The following is a 22,182-nucleotide window of genomic DNA, read 5'->3' on the forward strand; positions in this document are numbered from 1 at the left end:
TTTCGGGTCGCAATCGCGGGGGGTCACCCTTGGTGCTCTTGACGCCCCACCCGGCTTCTCTCTATCCTCCGGGTCTCGAAATATTCGGATGTATGCCGAAACTTTCAGCTAGGTTGGGGGTCACGGATCGTCCACGGGGACCAGGCCCCGGCGACGGTTCGGCGCGACGAAGGAGTTCTGATGACGCTGCGTGTCTCCGGACCCCGGCTGGTGGACGAGGGGGGCAGTCCGGTACGGCTGCGCGGAGTCGGTCTCGGGGGCTGGCTCAACATGGAGAACTTCATCACCGGTTATCCCGCGAACGAGACGACGATGCGGACGGCAGTCCGGGAGGTGCTCGGCGAGGAACGCTATGAACTGTTCTTCGAGCGGCTGCTGACGTCGTTCTTCACGGAGGACGACGCCGACCTCCTGCGGGACGTCGGCGTCAACTGCGTCAGGATCCCCGTCAACTACCGGCACCTGGAGTCCGACGACCGGCCGATGGAGATCATCGACCACGGCTTCCGCCACCTGGACCGGGTCATCGGCCTGCTGGGCGAGCGCGGCGTCTACAGTGTCATCGACCTCCACGCGCTCCCCGGGTCGCAGAACCAGCACTGGCACTCAGACAACCCCACCCACGTGGCCTCCTTCTGGCGGCACCGGCACTTCCAGGACCGGGCGGTGCACCTGTGGGAGGCGGTGGCCGACCGCTACCGGGACAACCCCTGGGTGGCCGGCTACAACCCGATCAACGAGCCGGGCGACCCGAGCGGGCAGGTGGTCGGCCCCTTCTACGACCGTCTGGTCAAGGCGCTGCGCGCGGTCGACCCCGGCCATGTGCTGTTCCTCGACGGCAACACCTACTCGACCGACTTCTCGGTGTTCCGCGAGGTGTACGAGAACACCGTGTTCGTCTGCCACGACTACGCGCTGGCCGGGTTCGCCCACGGCGGGCAGTACCCCGGGTACACGCGCGGGGAGTGGTGCGACCGCGCCGAGCTGGAGCGGACGTTCGAGCGGCGGACCACGTTCCAGCGGGAGACCGGCACGCCGATCTGGGTGGGCGAGTTCGGCCCGGTCTACCCGGGCGATCCCGGCATCGACGCGCAGCGGTACCAGATCCTCCGCGACCAGCTGGAGATCTACGACGCCCACGACGCCGGGTGGTCCCTGTGGACCTACAAGGACGTCGGGCTGCAGGGCCTGGTCTGCGCGGCCGGGCCGTACATGGACCGGTTCGGGCCGTTCATCGCCAAGAAGCGGCGGCTCGGCGCGGACCGGTGGGGCTCCACGATGGAGGAGTCGGCGGAGGAGCTCGCGCCGCTGCACCGTCTGATCGAGACCGAGTTCCCGCGCTGGGAGCCCTACCCGTGGGGCGCCCGTTACCAGGTGGACGACCTCGTCCGCCACATCCTCATGTCGCAGGCGCTGGTGCCCGAGTACGCCGAGCTGTTCCGCGGCCTCGGCGACGACGAGCTGGTCGCGCTGGCCGACTCCTTCGCCCTGGCCGGCTGCGCCCGGCGCGAGCCGCTGATCGACCTGCTGTCCGCCGACCTGGGCGGAGCCCGGAGCGGCGACAGCAGACCCTGACCCGGACCGGGTCCTCCCGCCCAAGCCCACCCCCTTCTCCTGTCCCCCCGAGGAGACCCCATGCGCAAACCCGCGGCGGCCCTGCTGAGCCTGCTGATGTCCCTGTGTCTTTCCGTGGTCCTGCTTCCGGCCGGGCAGGCGACGGCACAGGCGGTGTCGGCACAGGCGGCGACGCAGATCGCGAAGTACGACTTCGAGGACGGCACCACCCAGGGGTGGGGGCCGCGTGGCGACGGGGTCACGGTCACCGTGACCTCCGACGCCGCCCACTCGGGGACCGGCTCCCTGCTCACCTCCGGACGGACCGCCACCTGGCATGGCGCGTCCATCACCCCGCCCTTCGAGAAGGGGGTCGCCTACTCGGTGACCGCCTTCGCCCGGCTGGTGAGCGGGGAGCCCAGCGCCACGATCGCGCTGACCGTGCAGCGCACTCCCGACGGCGGTGACACGACCTACGAACGGGTCGCCGCCGGTACGGTCACCGACGCCGGCTGGGTCGAGCTGTCGGGGACGTACACCTTCAGCGCGGACTCGACGGGCCTGCAGCTCTACGCGGAGAGCTCGGACGCGGCCACGCGGTTCTACCTCGACGACATCGTCGTCACCTCCGACAGCGACCCGTCGCGCTCGGGGCTCTCGACCGACTTCGAGAGCGGCACAGCGCAGGGCTGGTCGCCGCGCGCCTCCGCGTCGCTCGCCACGACCACGGACGTGGCGCACGGGGGCTCGTACAGCCTCGCCGTGACCGACCGGTCGGACTTCTGGGACGGCCCGGCGATCAGCGTGCTCGGAAAGATGGCGAAGGGCTCGAAGTACACGCTGAGCGCCTGGGTGCGGCTCGGGCCGGGCGCGGACGCGGGCAGCAGGCTGGGACTGTCGGTCGAACGGCGGACGGACGGCACGCCGTCCTATGAGCGGGTGGCCGCGCCCGCCGCGGTCCCGGCCGGGGAGTGGGTGGAGCTCAGGGGCTCCTACACGCTCGCCCACGACGTGGACTTCCTCAGCGTCTACGTGGAGTCGGAGACCGGCACCTTCCCGTTCTACCTCGACGACTTCACGCTGTCGTACGTCGAGCCGAGGCCGATCGAGACCGACATCCCCTCGCTCAAGGACGCGGTGCCGTTCACGATGGGAGCGGCGGTCGAGCGCCCGCAGACCATCGGCGAGCACAGCCGGCTGCTGCTCAAGCACTACAGCGGGATCACCCCGGGCAACGCGCTCAAGTGGGACGCGACCGAGCCGAGCGAGGGCGAGTTCACCCTGGCCGAGGGCGACCACCTGGTGGACTACGCCGTCGAACACGGCCTGAAGTTCCGCGGCCACACGCTCGCCTGGCACAGCCAGACGCCCGACTGGGTGTTCAAGGACGGCGACCGGGATCTCACCGCCTCCCCGGCGGACAAGGCGCTGCTGCTGCGGCGGCTGGAGAACCACGTGAAGACCCTCGTCGGCCGGTACAAGGGGAAGATCGCGGCCTGGGACGTGGTCAACGAGGTGATCGACGAGAACCAGCCGGACGGCCTGCGCCGGTCGAAGTGGTACGAGATCACCGGCCTCGACTTCATCAGGACCGCCTTCCGCGTCGCCCGCGAGACCGATCCGGCCGCCGAGCTGTTCATCAACGACTACAACACCGAGTTCCCGCGCAAGCGGCAGGCGCTGTACGACCTGGTGAAGAAGCTGAGGCGCGAGGGCGTGCCGATCGACGGCGTCGGCCACCAGCTCCACCTGAACATCGAGCATCCGCCCGCGTCCAGCGTCGAGGACACGATCGAGAAGTTCGCCGGGCTCGGGCTCGACCAGCACATCACCGAACTCGACGTCAGCGTCTACACCGACTTCGTCTCCTCCTACGACGAGGTGCCCGACGAGGTCATCGCGGAGCAGGGCCACCGGTACAAGGAGCTGTTCGACGTCTTCCGCCGGCACCGGGAGCAGATCGGCTCGGTCACCCTCTGGGGTCTGGCCGACGACGCCACCTGGCTGTCGACCTTCCCGATCACCCGGCTGAACGCGCCGCTGCCGTTCGACGTCGAGCTGCAGGCCAAGCCCGCCTACTGGGGCATCGTCGACCCCGCAAAGCTGCCGCCCCTGGTGCGCGAGCTGGACGCCCCGGCCGGCACGCCGCGGGTGGACGGCCGCCGCGATCTCGAGTGGGACCTGCTGCCCGACGCGCCGATCGCCAGGGTGGGCGGCGTCTCCGCCGGCTTCCAGGCCCGCTCGGCCAAGGCCGGGCTGTACGTCATGGCCGAGGTGCGGGACGCCACGCACGACCGGGACGATCGCGTCACCTTCACCGTGGGCGGCACGGCGTACACGGTGAAGCGGAACGGCGCACACGAGCGGGGCTTCACCGCCGCGGCGCTGCCCATCGGCGGCGGCGGCTACCGCGTCGAGGCGCTGCTGCCCTCGGGCACGGCCACCGGCCTCGAGGTGACCGTGCGCGACGTCAAGGGGGGCACGGACATCTCCTGGACCGGGCAGCTGACGTTCACGCCCGCGGTCAAGGTCGCCACCGCCCCGCGCGTCCTGCCCCTGCCCGGCGCCACCCCCGTCGTCGACGGGAAGATGGACCTGGCGTGGGCGCCGGCCCCGGAGATCACGACCCGGACCTGGATCCAGGGCACGTCGGGCGCCACCGCGCGGGTGCGCGCGATGTGGGGCAAGGACACCCTGTACGTCCTGGCCCGGGTGACCGACCCCACGCTGAGCGAGGAGTCGCCCGACCCGTGGGCGCAGGACTCGGTGGAGATCTTCGTGGATCCCGAGAACGGCAAGACCAAGGGGTACGGCGACGAGGACGGCCAGTATCGGGTGAGCTTCTCCGGCCGGGTGACCGTCGGCGGCACCTTCGACGCCGCCGGGGTCAAGGACAACGTGACGGCGGCCGCCAGGACCGTCCCCGGCGGATACGTGGTCGAGGCCGCGATCAAGCTGCCCACGGTCAAGCTCGGCGTCGGCGGCCTGCTCGGCTTCGACGTGCAGGTGAACGACGCCACCGGCGCCGCCCGCACGAGCGCGGTCACCTGGAACGACGCCACCGGCCGCAGCTACCTCGACACCAGCCACTGGGGGGTGCTCCGGCTCAGCGGCGTGCTGCCGTGAGCCGGGGGCCGCTATGACCGATCCCGTGATCGAGCGCGTGACCGAGACCTGCCGCGGGTTCCGCAACCCGATCATCCCGGGGTTCCACCCCGATCCCTCGGTGTGCCGGGTGGGTGACGACTACTACCTCGTCACCTCCAGCTTCGAGTGGTTCCCCGGGGTGCCGATCTTCCACAGCCGGGATCTGGTCAACTGGCGGCAACTCGGCCACGTGCTGGACCGCCCGTCCCAGCTCGATCTGGACGGCGTACGGGCCTCCGGCGGCGTCTACGCCCCGACGATCCGCCACCACGACGGGGTGTTCTACGTGATCACCACGGTTGTGGGCGGGGCGGGCGACTTCATTGTCACCGCCACGGATCCCGCCGGTCCGTGGAGCGACCCGCATCCGCTGCCCGGCGTCGGCGGTATCGACCCCTCCCTGCTGTTCGACGACGACGGCAGGGTGTGGGTCTGCGGCACGCGGGAGAAGGAGGAGCCCGGCCATCCCGGCGACACCGAGATCTGGCTCCGGGAGCTCGACCCGGTGACGCTGCGGCCGCTGGGCGGGGAGCGGGTCATCTGGGAGGCGGTGCAGCGCGGCGCCGTCTGGTCCGAGGGCCCGCACATCTACAAGATCGACGGGCGCTACTACCTGCTGACCGCCGAGGGCGGCACCTCCCACGACCACGCGGTGATGATCGCGAGATCGGAGCACGTCGCCGGGCCGTACGAGCCCTGCCCGCGCAACCCGATCCTCACCAACCGCCATCTCGGCCGCGATCACCCGATCACCTGCACGGGCCACGCCGATCTGGTGGAGACCCGGGACGGCGACTGGTGGATGGTGCTGCTCGCGGTCCGCCCCTACGGCGGCGGCGACAACCTCGGCAGGGAGACGTTCCTCACCTCGGTCCGCTGGGAGGACGGCTGGCCGATCGCGGACCCGGTCGCCGAGGCGGCCGAGGCCCCCGCGCTGCCCGAGCACCGCTGGCCCGCCGCTCCGGCCTGCGACCACTTCGACACGGTACGGCTGTCGCCCGTGTGGAACCATCTGCGCACGCCGCGCGAGCCGTACTGGAGCCTGGGGGACGGCCGGCTGCGGCTGCGCCTGCGGCCGCAGACGCTCGCCCAGCGGACCGACCCGAGCCTGATCGCGCGGCGGCAGCAGCACATGGACTTCGCCGCGCACACGGCGCTGGAATTCACCCCTGGACCGGGCGAGTGCGCCGGCCTGGCGCTCGTGCGCAGCGACGACTTCCACGTGCTGATCGTGGTGACCGTACGCGGCCTGGAACTGGTCCGGCGCGAGGCGGGCGTCGAAGCCGTACGGGCCCGCGCCCCGCTGTCCGCCGCGTGCGACGGGCGGCCCGGCAGGATCTGGCTGGGTGTGGAGGCACGGGGGCAGGAGTACCAGGCGCGCTACGCCGAGACGCCGGGGCAGTGGCGCGATCTCGGCGACCCGGTGGACGGCAGGCTCCTCGGCACGTCGGTCGCCGGCGGCTTCACCGGCGCGTATATCGGCATGTACGCCAGTTCCAATGGCCGTCCGAGCAGTAATACGGCCGAATTCGACTGGTTCGAATATCTCCCGCTCTGATGACCGGTGAGCCGGTGGTCACAATGCCGAATCGTGTGGTGCTCCAATACGGCGCGATGGCGCGGAGTTCCAGCGTGGGCGCGGCGCCGGGGGATACCCTTCCCCTCGGGCCACTCCTATGTGACCTATCCGGAACGTCCCGGCCTCGCCTACTTTCGAATTGACGGGCGGCCCGGCGGAGCATTGGGAGAGACGGCGCGTGCGTGAAACCTGCGATGTCGCGATCATCGGTGGCGGTGTGATCGGATGCGCGATCGCCCACAGGCTCGGCTCACAGGGCCGGACGGTCCTCGTCGTGGAGGCCGGGCCGCGGCTGGGCCAGGGGGCCTCCGAGGCCGCCATGGGCGGCATCCTCACCCAGACAGAACCCTCCTGCCTCGGGCCGCTGAACGCGGTGATCAAGCGCAGCCGCGACCTGTATCCGGACTGGCTGGATGAGATCGGCGCGATCTCCGGTGTGGCGGTGCCCCTGCTGGAAGGCGGCGATCTGCAGGTCGCGCTCGACGACACGGAGATGGACCGGCTGGAGAACGAGGTCCTGCCGGAGTGGCGGCGGTCGCCGTTCGCCGTGGAGCAGCTCACCGGCGCGGAGGTCAGGGAACTCGAACCGCTGCTGAGCGACGCCGTGGTCGGGGGGTTCCTGCTGCCGGACGAGCTCGCGCTCGACCCGCATGAGCTGATGGGCGCGCTGCGTACGGCGCTCGCCGGAAAGGCCGGGCCGATCCGCGTCCGGACCGGGGCGCGGGCGGAACATCTCGCCGAGCTGCCCGGTTCCGCCGATATACGCCTGGACGACGGCACGCACGTCTCGGCCGGAACGGCGGTCGTGGCCGCAGGCTCCGGCAGCGGCCGATTCCTGCCCGACCACCGCCGGCACCTCTATCCCATCAAGGGCGAGGCCTTCGACACCCGCCCTCCCGGAAGCACCGGCTACCCGCTGCGCCACCACATCTTCGCCGAGATCAGGGACGGCGACTTCGAGGGCTATCCGTACCTGGTGCCCCGGCGGGACGGCAGGGTCGCCATGGGCGTCACCTATGAGCCCCATGTAGGCGACGTGACGGTCACCGCCCGTGCCCGCGAGGAGATCCTGCGCGGGGTGCGCGCCCTGATGCCGCAGGCCGCGACCTGGCCGATCGAGCGGAGCTGGGCCGGGTTGCGGCCGGGCAGCACCGACCACATTCCGATCATCGGCTACACCGGCGAGCACGGGCGCGTCCTCGCCGCCACCGGCCACAGCGGGCTGGGCGTCACGCTCGCCCCCGTCACCGCCGAGCTGGTCGCGGCCGTCCTCGCCGGCGAAGCCGGCGACGGGACGCGGGAACTGCTGGACGTCTGCCGTCCCGACCGCGAGTTCGTCCCGGTCATTCCAGGGGAGACGCCAGCTCCCACAACTCCTTGAAGCGTTCGATCCGCTGCCGCACCCTGGGCGGCTCCAGCACCAGCAACGTGTGCACGAACGTGTGCGTGGCGATCTCACCCACCTGCGGAGACGAGGGGGTCACCTCGTAGCTCAGCACCTGGTCGAAGACGATGAAATCGAACACGCCCAGGGGGCTCACGAGATGCGACGGCGTGAGGACGCGCACCCGGACACCGATCTCCGAGTGCATTTTGCAGATGCGCCGGAACATCTCCGATGCGAGCCGTTCCGGGCTGTCCACGAAGAAGATCCGGCGGATCCGCACCCCGTCGCGGATCCGGTCGCGCTGCAAGTCCAGATAGCGCTGGCCCGCGTCGGTCGTCCAGAACCCCCCGTCGAACTCGCTCGGCCCCTGGTCCACGACGTTGAGGCTGAGCGCGTCCAGGCTGTGCCGCGTGTTGTGGGCCAGACCGAGCAGCCAGTCGCGGTCCTCACCCTCGTAGATGACGTTCCCCTCCCCGAGCTCCCGCAGGAGCGTGGAGATCCGTGCGATCTCCCACTGGGCGAAGGCCTGGACCAGGGTGGGCATCTCCTTGTCGACCCTCGTCGCGTTGCGCACGAGTTGGGTGACCACGTCCGTCTGCACCGCGGACTCCTCCACCAACCCGAACAGCTCGGTCGCCTCGTTGATCCGGGACAGGCCGGAGGCGATCTCCTGGCGCAGCGTCTCCAGCTGCTTGTCGACCTCGACGAGGTACTGCACGACGAAGACGACGGCGCTGATGAAGACCGTGAGAATGATCCCCCACGCCTTGCGCGGCTCGGCGGTGCCGATGAAGGGTCCGTCGTCGTCGGTGAGAAAGTACGTGGGAACCCCGACGGCGGCCATGATGAGGACTTTGCGCAGAGTGCGCGGAACCAGTTCGCGGTTCACCCGAAATCTGATCGACGCCGCCATCTACCACCCACCTCTTCTGGTGAGAAGGGTCAGTATGTCCATGGAGATCTGGTCGCGGACGCGGTTCACCAGCGACCGCCACTGCCGGGTGAATCCGGGGTGCCGCTCCAGGCTCTCCCACAGCGGAGCGAACGCCTGGTCGACCCGTGCGGCCGGCATCCACAGGTGCAGGAGATGATCGACCGCCGGGGTCAGCCTGGCCACGGCCTCCGATCTCGGCGCCCCGCCGGTCAGCGCCCGCTCGACGATCACCAGCAGCGTCGTCAGCAGCCAGTCGTGCAGCGCCAGGTCCTCGCACAGATCGGCGACGGACGGGGTGAACCCCCCGCCGTGGACCAGTCGCAGCGTGCGCGACCGATCGTTTCGCAGGGTGAAGCGGATGCCCTGCTCACCGCTCTCCGCCACCCAGCGCAGGCGGGTCCGCGGAATCTTGAAGGGGGCCCGGCGATCGAGGAGCGGCGACGACTGCACCAGGTCCACGAACCTGCCGCTGATCGCGCCGAGATCGAGGAGAGGCGAGCCCGGGGAGTCTCGCCGCGCCGGCATGCCGTCGTGCCCGTCCGCCTCGTCGGTGAACCCGTCGGCGAGGTCGTGCGCCTTCGCCTTGCCGAGCACCTCGACGACCCCCGGTCTGGCCAGATAGTGCGACCAGGGCAGGCGGCGGTCGACCGTGGCGCGCACGATCCGGACGTAGGAGGAGCCCTGGACGACCCGGCCGCCGGTGATCGAACACCGGGTCAGCACGGTCCCGACGCCTCTCACCCGGGACCGGGACGCGGAGGGGAGGTGGCAATCGACTCCGGTCAGCCGGTCCGGTGACATCGCGTGGACGATCGGGCGCCGGGAGACGCGCACGGTCTGTCCCGCGAGCAGGCCGAGGAGCCGGTCGCACGCGGAGGCGGTGACCTCCCCCGAGTTCTGCAGCAGTCCGGTGTGGACTTCCCCCATGACCAGCATCGGATCCGGTTCTCTAGGTGAAGACATAGGAGATGCGGTCGACGAGCTCCTCGGCGAGCCGGATGCCCTCGCCCTCGCTCCGGCCGGCCACCTGGCGCAGCACCTCGGCGTCCACCGCGACCTGGCTGAGGATCGTGCGCACGGCCAGCTCGACCGGCAGGAACCGGGAGGGCAGGACGGACATCGTGGTGTAGGCGGTGAACGGCGGGGCCTGCTCGTTCAGCCGGACGATGGGAGGCAGCGCGTCCCAGTCGGCGGGCCAGGCCGGCGGCCTCGGCACCGGCCGCAGCGGCAGCCGGCCCTCGTCGCGCAGCAGCCCGAGCCGCAGGAGCTGCCAGACGGCCGCCAGGAACGGGCACGACCAGGTGCGGCGCTGTCCGCTCTCGTCCCACAGCTCCACGTCGACGAAGATCGAGTGACCGCGTTTCGCGTTCTGAGCCGGTGGCGCCCACCGCTGAGCCTTGCCCATCGCCTGTACGGCGGCCCCCGCCTGTGGCGAGCGCATGCCGTTGCAGAGCCAGCCCGTCTCCTTCACCGGCGGGCGCGACCCGTTGGCGCCCGGCGGCGGGTCGTCGACGAGCCGGTCCTCGACCAGCCCGGCGGGCTCGGCACAGGCCGACTCCCGTGCGATGTAGTCGATGGACAGGTCGCACTCCGCCGCGGTGTCGAGGACCATCGGCAGCGACTCCGCCGGAGAACTGAAGCGGCTGAAGTAGTCGTCGACGAGGAAACACGTGCTGACCCTCGCCTGCCGCCCGGGCATCCGTTCCTCCCAGGCCGACCGCAGGGCCCCGGCCCAGGGGGCGACCCGGCGGAACAGCCGGCGCAGCCGATCGGGGCCTGCCTCGAAGTCCTCCATGTAGAGGTGCCCGAGTTCGACGGACACGTGGGAGAGGGGAGCGGCGGCGATCCGCCGCTCCGCGGTCACCTCGCCGAACATCGCGTTCACGGGTGTCACAGCCCCTCCCACGCGCTGTCGTCCATGATCTTCTTGGCCAGGTCCTCGAACGCGGCGGCCGTCTCGGCGTTCGCGATCTTGCTGGCCAGCACGTCCTCGTCGGAGATGAGCTGCTCCCGCCACTGGAGGATCGGGTCGAGCGGAACCTTGCCGAGCATGGTCGTACGGCCGACGCCGTGACGGCGCGCGAGCTCGCGCAGCTCGCCGTCGTAGGCGCCCAGCCAGGCCCGCTGCTCGTCGCGCAGGCCGACGAGCTCGGCCGCCTCGGACTCGAGCACCGCGGTGCGGACGAAGCGGATCCGGTCGCGCAGGACCTCAGGGTCGTGCCCGAACCGCGCGCCGGCGTCGAGCAGCCCGTCGGTGCCGTTGACGAGGCCGTCGGCCGCGATGATGTGCTGGCGGGTCCACCGGTGGTAGACAAGCCAGCGGAACGGGACGGCGGGCAGCCGCACGGTGGCCCGCAGGATCATCTCGGCGGTGAACGAGCGTCCCGCGCTCACGTCCACCATGCACAGATCGAACTCCTCCTCCAGCCGGCCGAACAGCTGGACGCACCTGTGCACCGTCTCCTCGTCCACCGAGGACAGCTCGCCTCCGCCCCTGCTGCCGGGGAGCAGCACGAGCCGTCCGGCTCCGGGCGGCTTGACGCGCAGCCCCTCCCGGTCGGACTCCGCCCACACGTCGATCCGCTGCGGCTCGGTGAGCTCGCCACGCAGGTATTCGTGCAGTCCGCCGGAGCGGGTGCCGCGCGCCACCGAGCTCACACTGAAGATCGCGCCGGCCGTCGGAGAGCCGAAGTCGAAGTCCAGGTAGCAGGAGTCGTTGCCCTGCAGGGCATGCCGGTAGGCGACGTTCGTGCTCGTGACCGAGCGTCCGGTCCCGCCCTTGTCGGAGATCGCGAAGACCAGCATCTATATGGCCTCCGCCGCGTTGTCACGTGCGGTGGCCAGCCGTTCCAGGTCGAGCAGGGCGTCGTAGATCAGCGCCTGGGCCGTGGCGGGCCGCTCGCCGGCGATCGCCCTGGCCCGCTGAAGCGCGGCCTGGATGCCGCGGAGCTTGGGCTGGATCGTCTGCCCGGCCATCAGCGGCCGCAGGACCAGCTCCTGATCCAGCAGGTGCTCCGCCTCGCCGAGCATCTCGTAGGCCAGTTCGACGAGCCGGGGGTTGCGCAGGGGAGGGTCGCTCCTGGCCTTGGCCGCCGCCACCAGGAACTCGACGACCCGCTCGCTGAAGTACCAGGAGGGCTCCACCGATTGGGCGTCGACGCCGCCGAACACGTTGCCCGGCTGGTCCCACAGCCCCTGCGCGCGCCCGGTCGAGCACCGGCGCATCGCGACATGCTGCCAGATCTGGTCGGCGAGCCCGAGAAGCCGCTCTCTGGTATGGGTGTTCTGCACGATCGAAGCGGCCCAGATCGTCCGTTTGAGCAGCGTGATCGCGAAGTCGGAGACGACCCACGTCAGCCTCGGGCCCAGCTCTTCCGAGCCGATCATGCTGATCGAGACGCCGGGGAAGTGCATGGCGACGGAATGGTCTCCGGGCACCGCCCTGCGGATGATCCTGGCCCGTACGGCCAGCTCCTGCAGCACGTCCGCCACCCGGCCGAAGTCGACGTCGGCCGCGCGGTTGTTGACGAGGCTCTGCACCACCATCGCGGTGACGCCGAGGCTGTAGTATTCCGACTCCTTCTCGTCCGTGGTCTTCCACGGGATGTCCTGCAGCGGCCAGGGCCCGCGGCCGTACATGGCGACCGTCCGCCAGTAGAGCTGGGTGAGGTCCCACCGGCGCTGGATCAACTGCGCGAGCGTCTGCTGGGGGTCGTCGAGCAGGCCGAGCACCCGGGTGCGCTCGGAGAACAGGTCGGCGATGCCGACGAGGGCGTTGACGGTGAAGTAGAGGAACGGCGCGTTGGCCGCCACGCCCTTGGGCTGGGAGCCGATGTCGGAGACGGAGACCTCGGGGGAGTCCTTCACGATGCCCCAGGTCCACCCGCATTCGAACAGCAGGTTCTCGTTGTCGAGCTCGGCCTGGCTGCCCGATCCGATCGTGATGTCCCGCAGACCCGCGCGCACCGGGCGCAGCGCGCGCCGCAGCTCGTCGAGCACCCGGCGGTCCGGGGCCCCGGTCTGGTTGACGGTCCGCATCAGCGCACGGCCGGCCGGCGAGCCCGGCTCGAAGGCGTTGACCGAGAAGCTGCGCAGCAGGCCCACCATGGCCGCCGTCAGGCGCCTGCTCGCGAGCTCCTCCAGCTCCCGGATCTCGGCGCGCAGCGACTGCCTGCGCACGCTCTGCCGGAAGACCTTCAGAAAGCCGAGCGTGGACAGCGTGAGCGTGACCGACATGGAGAAGGAGTCGACCATGTCGAGCTGGAGCTGTTCCGGCGCGGGCTTCGCCTCGGGGTCGGCCGTGCGGAAGTAGCTCCCGCCGGAGAACACCGGCCGCCCGTCCTCCGCGGTGTACTTGCGCAGGTACTGCCCGATCACTTTCAGCAGCAGCTTCGGGATCTCGACCGAGTCGCCCAGCGGGGTCAGCGCGGCGAGGACGTCGTCGGCGGTCTCGTCCGGCGTGTCCAGCCGGAAGCCCGGCAGTTCGGCGGCGGGGTAGAGGAAGCACAGCAGCTGTTCGGCGTCGGAGATGGAGTTCGACCCGTCCCGCCCGCCCCAGGTCCACTCGCCGTCGGGGTACGAGGCTCGGGCGGCCGCCTCCCAGAGATCCAGAAGCTGCTGGCGCGGCTGAAACTTCATCGCTGCGAGCCTTTCTGTACTGTCGGGCCCTTTCGAACGGTTCGATGACCTGTTCGCCGGCCGGAAGATGTACTAGGGGCTACACGACCCTTATATCATTGGTTCCCTGCTCCGTCGCCTGGACCATCGGTGAGATTTCGCCGTTGCCCGGCTCATCGTGCCAGCACAGATGCAGATGAGCAGAGACGATATCAATGCCTAATTGTGAGAGACGGAAATGTCCCAAGCGGCGGCGATCGGGGATATACCAGACCGTAGTGTGATGGTGCGGGACTTCGTCGGAGAGATGACGACGATGGGCGGGACGGTCCTGGTCACCGGAGCGGGCATGGACATGTCGCTGCTCGCGCCGCTGCGCGGACGCGGCCTGCTGGTCCCGTCGAAGCCGATCCAGCCGCTGACGGAGGAGGAGCTGATCCGCGGCCTGCGCGGTGCGGTGGCCTACGTCCACGGGGGCGAGGAGCAGGCCACGGCCGAGGCGCTGCGGAGCGCGCGGGAGACGCTCAAGGTCGTCGCGTTCCTGGGCGTGGGCTACGAGAACTTCGTCGACGTGACGGCGGCCGACGACCTCGGGATCGTCGTGACCAGCACGCCGCGGGCGGCCACGGAGTCGGTGGTCGAGCTCACGATCGGCCAGATCATCAACGCCAACCGGAACATCGGGCGCCATATCGGCGATCGGTATCCGTACTGGCGCGGCCCGGAGGAACTGCCGCACGAGCTGAGCTCCCGCACGGTCGGCATCGTCGGACTGGGGGCGAACGGCACCCGGATCGCGGAGATCCTGCGCGCCTTCCGCGTGGACGTCGCCTACTTCAGCCGCACCAGGAGACGCGACGTCGAGGAACGGCTGGGCCTGTCCTTCCTTCCCCTGCTCGAACTGGCCGAGCGCAGCGACATCCTCGTCGTCATGGTCCCCTGCACCGCGGAGACGAGGTCCATGGTCGGCGTCGAGGTCCTGAAGCGGTTGCGTCCGGGGGCCGTTCTGATCAATACCGCCCGGCCGGCCGTCGTCGACCCGGATGCGCTGTATGAGGTCATGAGCGACAAACGTGTCGGCACGGCCGTTTTCGACGGTTTCTACGACCGAAATTCGCGGGTCGCGGCCAAATTGCTGAAGACCTTCGGCGACCGGCTCCTCGTCACCGGTCATATCGCCTCCCATACCCGCGAGGCTATGGACCGGATGGTGCTCCAGGCGGTCGGATCCATCGAAAACGTGCTGTCCACCGGAGCCGACGAGCACGCCGTGGGAAAACACGGCGGAAATTCCTGACTCCTAAAGGCGTATGGGTTTACAGGGAAGGGCAAGGCTATTACGAAGTCCTCTCCCGACCCCCGGATGGATCATGACGCCCAACGGAGCCCGGATCCTCGTCGAGGCTCTCCGGCTGCACGGCGTGGACATCGTCTTCGGCATCCCGGGCACGCACAATCTCGCGATCTACGGCGAGCTGAGCCCGGCGGGCATCCGATGCGTGACCCCACGTCATGAGCAAGGTGCGGGATACGCGGCCGACGGGTACGCCCGGGTGACCGGCCGGCCGGGGGTGGTGCTCACCACCACGGGCCCCGGCATGGTCAACGCACTCACCGCGATGGCGCAGGCGTACTCCGACTCGTCGCCGATCCTGGTCGTCTCGCCGGGCGTGCCCACCGGCCATCCCCGCCAGGGCCGCGGCTACCTGCACGAGAGCAAGGAGCAGTCCGCCGCGGCCGACGCGCTGTGCGAGTGGAGCCACCGGGTGGCCTCGGTCCGGGAGATCCCGGCGGCCGTCGCACGCGCGTTCGGCCGGTTCGCCGAGGGCCGGCCCCGGCCGATCCACATCGAGATCCCGGTGGACCTGCTGGCGGCCAGGGATGACGTCAGGTTCGCCCCGCCGTACCGGATCACACCGCGCGCCCCCGATCCGGACGCGCTGGACGAGGCGGCGCGGCTGCTGCGCGCCGCGAACCGGCCCGGGTTCGTGCTCGGCGGCGGCGCCCAACGGCCCGGAGACGACGGAGCGCCGGTGGGCGGCGCGGCCATGCGCCTGGCCGAGGCCGTGGGCGCCGGGGTGGTGACGACGGTCAACGGCAAGGGGACCGTGCCGGAGAGCCACGATCTGGCGCTGGGGGCCACCCTTCATTTGAAGGCCGTACGGCACTGGCTCGCCGGGTGCGACGTCGTGCTGGCCGTCGGCACAGAGCTGGGCCCGGCGGATCTCTGGGACGACGGGCTCTCCCTCGCCGGAAGCCTGATCAGAGTGGACGTCGATCCCGGCCAGATGTACGGCGATCACGTCGCCGACGTCGCGATCGTCGCGGACGCCGAGCTCGCCCTGCGGGGCCTGTGGGAACGGCTCGGGCCGCCCGATCACCGGCCGGGGGCGCCGGCCGTACCGCACCCGCCGGACCATCGGTGGGAGCTGAGCGAGCTCACCGGCCGGTGGGGGGACCACCTGGACGCGCTGCGCCGCGCGCTGCCGCCGGAGGGGATCCTCGTCGGCGACAACTCGATGATGGTGTACCACGGTGCGCTGGTCGCCGTGCCCGTGGACCCGCCGGGCCGGTTCCTGTTCCCGACGGGGTTCGGCACGTTGGGGTTCGCGCTGCCCGCCGCGATCGGCGCCAAGCTCGGCAGACCGGATCGGCCGGTCATGGCGCTGGCCGGCGACGGCGCGTTCCAGTTCAGTGTGCAGGAGCTGGCCACGGCCGTGGAGCTGCGGCTCAGCCTGCCGATCGTGGTGTCGGTGAACGGCGGCTTCGGGGAGATCAGGGAGGAGATGGCCAGGCAGGGCATGACCCCGCTGGCCGTCGACCTGCACGGGCCCGACCTCCCGGCGCTCGCCCGGGCCTACGGGGCGCGGGGGCGGGCCGTGCTGACCCCGGACGAGCTCGAGGACGCGGTCGTCGAGGCTCTCGGCGCTCCGCTCCCGACGGTGATCGCCCTGCGGGAGGGGGAGTGAGGCCCGACCTGGTCAGGGGGCCGCCGCCGGAAGTCGCAGAACGAACCGGGCGCCGACCGCGCTGTCCTCGACGGTCAGCGTGCCGCCGTGGGTCTGCGCGATCTGACGGGCGATCGACAGACCGAGACCGGTGCCGCCGGCGTCCTTCTCACGTGCCTGGTCCAGCCGGGTGAAGCGCTGGAACACCACCTCCCGGTACTCGGGGGGAATACCGGACCCGTCGTCCTGCACATCGAGGGTCGCCTCGCCGTCCTCCTGACGTACCGTGACCCACAGCTTGGACGTGGCATGACGCTCGCCGTTGTCGAGCAGGTTGCCCAGCAGGCGGGCCAGGCTCAGCCGGTCCCCGGTCACGATCACCCCGGGCATCAGGTCCCGCACCACCTCCACCTTGCGCGGACGGCGGTCCAGCTCGCGGGCGGCGAGCCCGGCCAGGTCGATGCGTTCCGGACCCGGCCGCGCCGCCCCGGCGTCCAGCTTCGCGAGATGAAGCAGGTCGGCGACCATGGCCTGTAGCCGATCGAGGCTGTCCAGCAGGGCCGTACCGGTGGCGCGCCAGTCGGCGTGCTCCGGATCCAGCATCGCCCCCTCGATCTCGGCGCGCATGGCCGTCAGCGGGCTGCGCAGGTCGTGGGACACGTCGGAGGCGAACCTCCGCTGCTGCTCGACCGCGAGCTCGGCCCGGTCGAGGGTCTGGTTGGCGGCCTCGGCCAGCCGCCGCAGCTCGTCCCGGAACTTCGACACCGGCACCCGCCGGCTCAGGTCGGTCGCCGTGATCGTGGCGAGCTTCTCCGTGACGGCGTCGACGGGCTCGAGCGCCCTGCGCACGGCCAGGTACGTGCCGCAGGCGGTGAGGACGGACAACGCGAAGGTGATGCAGGCGAGCGTGGTCAGCAGCCGGCCGCTGACGTGCCAGGGCACGTCGTAGTCGGCCGCGTAGACGACGTGCCCGTCCGCTCCGCCCGGGACGCGGAAGGCCGCGACGGTCACGCATCTGCCGGGGAACGCGGGGGACCGGCACTCGCCGGGGAGCACCTGCGGGCCGGGCCTGGCCGGGCGGACGTCCGCCATCCTCGGGCGTCCGGCGATGCCCGCGGTCGTCGACACGATCCGGCCCCCACGGTCGATCACCTGCACGCCCGCGACCGCCTCGTCCAGCATCATCGGTGGCAGTGGTTCGTGTACGGACGCGTAGCCCAGCCGTTCCGCCGTGTCCACGACCGCCCGGGTCGTGTACGTCTGCGCGGTCTCGTGCACGGTGAACAGCACGGCCATCGACGCGGCGATGCACATCAGCGCCATCACCACGCCCGAGACGACCGCCAGGCGGGTCCTGACGGACCGATGGTGCCACAATCTCACCCGATCCCCCCGGTGACCAGATGATCACATTAGATCAATCTGCCGCCGATACAGGGAGATTCGGCATCAAAACTGGATAAACCTCTGAATCAGCCGCGATACCAGGCGGGCCCTGGCCGGCATCTCCGCCACGATGACGTGCTCCCCGGCCGCGTGCGCGCCCCCGCCCACCGCGCCCAGGCCGTCGAGTGTCGGGCAGCCGACCCCGGCGGTGAAGCACCCGTCGGAGCCGCCGCCCACCGCCGCTCCGCGCAGCGGGCCGATGCCGAGATCGTCGGCGATCCGTACGGCCGCCTCGAACAGCTCGGCGGAGGAGGCGGGGTCGAGGGGCGGACGGCCCGGGCCGCCCCGCAGCTCAAGGCGGGTGCCGGGGGTGCGGGGGGCGAGCTCGCGCATCAGCTCGTCGACACGTGCCTGGGCCGCGGCGTCGGGCACCCGTACGTCGATCGCGACGCGCCCGAGGGCGGGCACGGTGTTGGAGCTGGTCCCGGCCGACAGCATGGTCGGCGTCACCGACACCATGCCCACCCCGGAGGACGACCGGACCCGGTCCGCGATGCCGGCGATCGCGAGGATCTGGTGGGCCAGCTCGACGCCGGCGTTGGCGCCCAGCTCGGGTTCGAGGCCCGCGTGGGCGGCCTTGCCGTACACGAAGAGCTCGTAGCGCGAGATGCCCTTGCGCGCGGTCTTGAGCGCGCCGCCGTCGGCGCTGGCCTCCAGCACGAACGTGGCGGCGCACTTCGCCGCGCTCGCCTCGATGAGCGGCCGGGACGTCGGCGAGCCGAGCTCCTCGTCGCCGACGACGAGCACGGTGAGCCCGTCCGGCGACGGCAGCGCGGCGACCGCGTGGAAGAGCTGCACGAGCCCGGCCTTCATGTCGAACACGCCGGGACCCCGCGCGACCCCGTCGCGAACCGACCACGGGTGATCGCGCAGCGAGCCGACCGGCCAGACCGTGTCGTGGTGACCGAGCAGCAGCACGCGCGGCGTGCCGAACGTCCAGCGCAGATGCGGCACCCCATCGACCACGATCGTCTCCGGCTCGGCCCGGAGCAGCCGACGCCCCTGGGCGGCGACCACGCGCGCGCTGCGGGCGAGCGCCGCGTGGTCGGAGGAATACGACTCGCAGAGCACCAGCTCCTCGAGGTCTGCCAGCATCGCGTCCAGGTTCACCCTTGGGTCCGTTCTTGTCCGGAGAGGCGGCGTCACAGGGACGGTACCCGGCGCACCGCTTCCGGACGCGCGGCGCGATAGTGTGCGCGGGTGGCAATGATCTCCTGCACTCTCGCCGAGGTCGTCGCGGAGATGGAGGCGATGTACGACCCCTCCTGGGCCGAGTCCTGGGACGCGGTCGGGCTCGTCTGCGGCGACCCGGACCAGTCCGTACGGAAGGTCCTGTTCGCGGTGGACCCGGTGGCGGCCGTGGTGGACGAGGCGCTCGACTGGGGAGCCGACCTGCTCGTCACGCATCATCCGCTCTATCTGCGCGGCACCACCAGCGTCGCGGCCACCACCTTCAAGGGCCGGGTCGTGCACCGGCTGATCCGCGGCGGCGTCGCCCTCCTCACCGCGCACACGAACGCCGACGTCGCCGATCCCGGCGTCTCCGACGCGCTCGCCCGCGCGATCGGCCTGACCTCGGAACTGCGCCCCCTGCAGCCGTCCGCCGACGATCCCCGGCGGGGGCTCGGCCGCATCGGCGTGCTCCCGGCGCCCATGCCGCTGCGCGAGTTCGCCGTACGGGCCGCCTCCGGCCTGCCTCGTACGGCGGGGCCGCCGCGTGTGGCCGGAGATCTAAACCGGATGGTGGAGACGGTGGCCGTGTGCGGCGGATCGGGAGACTCCCTGCTGGGGGTGGCCAGCGCGGCGGGCGCCGACGTGTTCCTCACCGCCGATCTACGGCATCACCCCGCCAGCGAGCACATGGAGGCCGCGGCGGGGCCCGCGCTGATCGACGCGGCCCACTGGGCCACGGAATGGCCGTGGCTCGCCGACGCCGCCCGGCGGCTGACGTCGGCGTTGGCCGCCGGGGGCATTACTGTTGAGGCGCGTGTCTCCGACACCGTCACGGACGCGTGGACGGCGACGACCACCGACTTGGACCCCCGAGCGCTTTGAGGGATGGGGATGAAGGCCGCACCGGAAGCACAGAAGCGTCTGCTCGACCTGGCGGAGCTCGATGCGGGTCTCGACCGGCTCGGGCACCGACGCCGGACCCTGCCAGAACTCGCCGAGATCGACGAGCTGTCCAAGCAGTTCGCGGCGCTCGCCACCCAGGTCATCGCCGCCGAGACCGACGCCGGTGACCTCGCCCGCGACCAGGCCAAGGCCGAGTCGGACGTGGACACCGTACGGGCCAGGGCCGAGCGCGACCAGAAGCGCCTCGACTCCGGGCAGATCGCCTCGCCCAGGGATCTGGCGAGCCTGCAGTCGGAGATAGCGTCGCTGCGCCGGCGCCAGGACGATCTGGAAGAGGTCGTGCTGGAGATCATGGAACGCCGGGAGGCCGCCGAGACCCGGGTGACCACGCTCAAGTCGGAGCGTGACAAGGCGGCGGCCGCGCTGCGCATGGCCGAGAACCGCCGCGACGCCGCCCTGGCGGAGATCGACAAGGAGATCGCCGAGCTGCGGGAAAGGCGTCCTCCGATCGCCGGCGACGTTCCCGCCGACGTGCTCGCGCTGTACGAGAAGTTGCGCGAGCAGTCGGGCATCGGGGCCGCGATGCTGCACGGCGGCCGATGCCTGGGCTGCCGCACCAGCCTGTCGATCGCCGATCTCAACCGCATCAGGGCCGCCGCCCCTGACGAGGTGGTCCGCTGCGAGGAATGCCGCAGGATCCTGGTCCGCACGGGTGAGTCCGGCCTGTGACGACCCTTATGGACGAGAGATTCGTCGTCGAGGCCGACGGGGGCTCGCGGGGGAACCCCGGGCCGGCCGGATTCGGCGCGGTGGTCAAGGACGCGGCCGATCAGGTGCTCGCCGAGGTCGCCGAGTCGATCGGGACCGCGACCAACAACGTGGCCGAGTATCGCGGGCTCATCGCCGGCCTGCGTGCCCTGCTCGAACTCGGCGCCGAAGGCGCGCGGGTCGAGGTGCGGATGGACTCCAAGCTGGTCATCGAGCAGATGGCCGGCCGATGGAAGGTCAAGCACGAGGGCCTGCGGCCGCTCGCACTGGAGGCGGGCGACCTGGCCCGCCGATTCCGGGTGACGTGGCGGTGGATCCCGCGCGAGCAGAACCGCCACGCCGACCGGCTCGCCAACGAGGCCATGGACGCCGCGGCCCGGGGAGAGACCTGGGAGGCGAAGTCCGCGTCCGCGGAACCGGCACCCGGTGGCCGTGAGATCTCCAGCCCCCCGGCCGAGCCGTCCGACGTCGACGCCGCCCCGGCCCCGGCGGCCGATGCCGCACCGACGTACCGTACGCGGACCGCGCCCGGTTGGCGGGCCGCCCCGAGTCGGCTGCCCACCTCGCTGCTGCTGCTCAGGCATGGCGAGACGCCGCTGTCGATCGAGAAGCGGTTCTCCGGGCTCGGCGATCCCCGGCTCACCTCGAACGGCACGGCCCAGGCGGAGGCCGCGGCCGCGCGTCTGTCGCGTGAGCCGTACGACATCGGCGTGATCGTGAGTTCGCCGCTGAAGCGCGCCAGGCAGACGGCCGAGGCGGTCGCCGTACGGACCGGCCTGACGGTGGAGGTGGACGAGGACCTGCGCGAGATCGACTTCGGCGCGTGGGAGGGTTACACGTTCGCCGAGGTCCAGCAGCGGTGGCCGGAACAGCTCGCGGCGTGGTTGGCGGACCAGGAAGTGCCCCCGCCGGGCGGGGAGAGCTTCGCCGACGCCGCCCGTCGTGTCGATCGGGCGAGGGAGCGGATCGTCAAGGCGAACGAGGGCCGATGCGTTCTCATGGTCTCCCATGTGACGCCGATCAAGCTGCTGCTCCGCTTCGCGTTGAACGCCCCGCCGGAGGCGATGCACCGGATGCACCTCGATCTGGCCTGCCTGTCGGCGATCGACTACTACGCCGACGGCCCGGCCGTCGTACGGACCCTGAACGACACCGCCCATCTCACCTGACGGGAATGCGCGCAGAAGCCGCTAGGGTTATCCGTATGGCAGACGAGTCGGCCGGGCGGTCGCGTCAGGATCTCCGGATCCTGCCGAGGAAGGTCCGGGCTCCACAGGGCAGGGTGGTCGGTAACGCCGACCCGGGGCGACCCGCGGGAAAGTGCCACAGAAAGCAGACCGCCCCCTGTTCGCAGGGGGTAAGGGTGAAAGGGTGGTGTAAGAGACCACCAGCGCCCACGGTGACGTGGGCGGCTCGGTAAACCCCACCCGGAGCAAGGTCAAGAAGGGGTGTTCTCCGGAACACCCCGCGCGCGACGTTCGAGGGCGGCCCGCCCGAGCCGCGCGGGTAGACCGCTTGAGGCCGTCGGCAACGACGGCCCTAGATGGATGGCCGCCGGTCAGCGACAGCTGATCACAGAACCCGGCCTACAGGCCGACTCGTCCGCCTTCACCCCGGCTGAGCTGGGCGTCCTGCTGGCTCATTCGTGATCGGGGCACATCGAGCGCGGAGCAGAACGCGGCATCCGCCGCAGGTAGGGAGCCTGCGGGATCTGAACCGGCCCGCA

Annotated in this window: 16 protein-coding genes and 1 other RNA gene; 10 read left to right on the plus strand and 7 right to left on the minus strand. The window is 71.0% G+C overall.

Annotated features, from left to right (window positions below; genetic code table 11):
• Positions 1-180: 180 nt before the first annotated feature.
• The 4 genes from ACQP1K_RS09245 to ACQP1K_RS09260 all read left to right on the plus strand — a co-directional run bounded on the left by ACQP1K_RS09245 (position 181) and on the right by ACQP1K_RS09260 (position 7,661).
• Positions 181-1,575 carry a glycoside hydrolase family 5 protein gene (locus tag ACQP1K_RS09245; protein ID WP_433500451.1) on the plus strand — a complete coding sequence of 465 codons (1,395 nt, stop codon included), beginning with the start codon at positions 181-183 and terminating at the stop codon, positions 1,573-1,575.
• Positions 1,576-1,635: 60 nt separating this feature from the next.
• On the plus strand, positions 1,636-4,680 hold the full coding sequence (locus tag ACQP1K_RS09250; protein ID WP_433500452.1) for an endo-1,4-beta-xylanase: 3,045 nt from the start codon (positions 1,636-1,638) through the stop codon (positions 4,678-4,680).
• A gap of 13 nt (positions 4,681-4,693) precedes the next feature.
• Entirely contained in the window at positions 4,694-6,259 is a 1,566-nt protein-coding gene (locus ACQP1K_RS09255) for a glycoside hydrolase family 43 protein (protein WP_433500453.1), read from the plus strand.
• A 199-nt stretch (positions 6,260-6,458) separates the two neighbouring features.
• Complete coding sequence (locus tag ACQP1K_RS09260; RefSeq protein WP_433500454.1) at positions 6,459-7,661, plus strand: NAD(P)/FAD-dependent oxidoreductase; 1,203 nt, start codon at positions 6,459-6,461, stop codon at positions 7,659-7,661.
• On the opposite strand, the gene ACQP1K_RS09265 is transcribed toward ACQP1K_RS09260, so the two are convergent.
• From ACQP1K_RS09265 to ACQP1K_RS09285, 5 genes are read right to left on the minus strand one after another with little or no spacing between them, the layout of a single operon-like run.
• Positions 7,624-8,580 carry a hypothetical protein gene (locus ACQP1K_RS09265; protein WP_433500455.1) on the minus strand — a complete coding sequence of 319 codons (957 nt, stop codon included), beginning with the start codon at positions 8,578-8,580 and terminating at the stop codon, positions 7,624-7,626. The genes ACQP1K_RS09260 and ACQP1K_RS09265 overlap by 38 nt on opposite strands.
• Entirely contained in the window at positions 8,581-9,528 is a 948-nt protein-coding gene (locus ACQP1K_RS09270; RefSeq protein ID WP_433500456.1) for an SCO2521 family protein, read from the minus strand.
• Between the two features lie 22 nt (positions 9,529-9,550).
• Positions 9,551-10,495, minus strand: coding sequence for an SCO2522 family protein (locus ACQP1K_RS09275; RefSeq protein ID WP_433500457.1), 945 nt, complete (start codon positions 10,493-10,495; stop codon positions 9,551-9,553).
• Positions 10,492-11,406: an SCO2523 family variant P-loop protein gene (locus ACQP1K_RS09280; RefSeq protein WP_433500458.1), complete on the minus strand. Its 915-nt coding sequence runs from the start codon at positions 11,404-11,406 to the stop codon at positions 10,492-10,494. Before ACQP1K_RS09280 ends, ACQP1K_RS09275 begins: the two co-directional genes overlap by 4 nt.
• A complete protein-coding gene (locus ACQP1K_RS09285; protein ID WP_433500459.1) occupies positions 11,407-13,239 on the minus strand; it encodes an SCO2524 family protein in 1,833 nt (610 codons plus the stop codon).
• A gap of 262 nt (positions 13,240-13,501) precedes the next feature.
• Between ACQP1K_RS09285 and ACQP1K_RS09290 the strand changes: the two genes are divergently transcribed.
• On the plus strand, positions 13,502-14,515 hold the full coding sequence (locus tag ACQP1K_RS09290; RefSeq protein WP_433500460.1) for a 2-hydroxyacid dehydrogenase: 1,014 nt from the start codon (positions 13,502-13,504) through the stop codon (positions 14,513-14,515).
• Positions 14,516-14,588: 73 nt separating this feature from the next.
• The gene (locus ACQP1K_RS09295) at positions 14,589-16,187 is read left to right on the plus strand and encodes a thiamine pyrophosphate-binding protein (RefSeq protein ID WP_433500461.1); all 1,599 of its coding nucleotides are present in this window, start codon (positions 14,589-14,591) and stop codon (positions 16,185-16,187) included.
• Positions 16,188-16,199: 12 nt separating this feature from the next.
• On the opposite strand, the gene ACQP1K_RS09300 is transcribed toward ACQP1K_RS09295, so the two are convergent.
• Both ACQP1K_RS09300 and ACQP1K_RS09305 read right to left on the minus strand, forming a co-directional pair.
• Complete coding sequence (locus ACQP1K_RS09300) at positions 16,200-17,549, minus strand: ATP-binding protein (RefSeq protein ID WP_433500462.1); 1,350 nt, start codon at positions 17,547-17,549, stop codon at positions 16,200-16,202.
• Positions 17,550-17,615: 66 nt separating this feature from the next.
• Positions 17,616-18,707, minus strand: coding sequence for a M20/M25/M40 family metallo-hydrolase (locus ACQP1K_RS09305; protein ID WP_433500463.1), 1,092 nt, complete (start codon positions 18,705-18,707; stop codon positions 17,616-17,618).
• Between the two features lie 111 nt (positions 18,708-18,818).
• Here ACQP1K_RS09305 and ACQP1K_RS09310 point away from each other — a divergent pair, with 111 nt between their 5' ends.
• The 4 genes from ACQP1K_RS09310 (at position 18,819) to rnpB (ending at position 22,061) form a co-directional block, all read left to right on the plus strand.
• On the plus strand, positions 18,819-19,667 hold the full coding sequence (locus tag ACQP1K_RS09310) for a Nif3-like dinuclear metal center hexameric protein (protein ID WP_433501525.1): 849 nt from the start codon (positions 18,819-18,821) through the stop codon (positions 19,665-19,667).
• Positions 19,668-19,676: 9 nt separating this feature from the next.
• Positions 19,677-20,417, plus strand: a complete 741-nt coding sequence (locus ACQP1K_RS09315; protein ID WP_433500464.1) for a zinc ribbon domain-containing protein — start codon at positions 19,677-19,679, stop codon at positions 20,415-20,417.
• Positions 20,418-20,425: 8 nt separating this feature from the next.
• A complete protein-coding gene (locus tag ACQP1K_RS09320; protein ID WP_433501526.1) occupies positions 20,426-21,625 on the plus strand; it encodes a bifunctional RNase H/acid phosphatase in 1,200 nt (399 codons plus the stop codon).
• Positions 21,626-21,668: 43 nt separating this feature from the next.
• Positions 21,669-22,061, plus strand: an RNA gene (gene rnpB / locus ACQP1K_RS09325) — RNase P RNA component class A.
• The last annotated feature ends 121 nt before the right edge of the window (positions 22,062-22,182 follow it).

The sequence above is a fragment of the Sphaerimonospora sp. CA-214678 genome (assembly GCF_050942215.1).
Classification (GTDB): Bacteria; Actinomycetota; Actinomycetes; order Streptosporangiales; family Streptosporangiaceae; genus Sphaerimonospora.